This window comes from Mesorhizobium sp. M5C.F.Ca.ET.164.01.1.1 (assembly GCF_004792125.1).
Lineage (GTDB): Bacteria > Pseudomonadota > Alphaproteobacteria > Rhizobiales > Rhizobiaceae > Mesorhizobium > Mesorhizobium wenxiniae.
Genome location: NZ_SRTG01000564.1, coordinates 1 through 288, shown reverse-complemented (window position 1 = coordinate 288; position 288 = coordinate 1). Strand labels below are relative to the sequence as shown.

The 288-nt window shown below is 66.7% G+C and carries 1 protein-coding gene; it reads left to right on the top strand.

What is annotated here, in order from left to right:
- Positions 1 to 288 (top strand): FAD-binding protein (locus EN807_RS34765; protein ID WP_135938107.1); only part of this gene is annotated, 288 nt, incomplete at both ends.

Here is a 288-nt window from a genome sequence, read left to right as displayed (position 1 = left end):
TGGCCTCGCCTGCGCCGGACCGAAAGGCGGCTTCGTTCTGCCGGCAACGCGGGTGGTTCTCGCCACCGGCGGCCTCGGCGGCCTCTACGAGGCCACGACCAATCCTTCCGGCAATTTCGGACAGGGCATCATGCTGGCCGCCCGCGCCGGCGCAATTCTTGCCGACATGGAATTCGTACAGTTCCATCCGACGGCGCTTTCTTCAGCGCGGCGGCCGCTGGCGCTGGTCAGCGAGGCGGTGCGGGGCGAAGGCGCACTTCTCCTCAACGAAAGCGGTGAAAGGTTCAT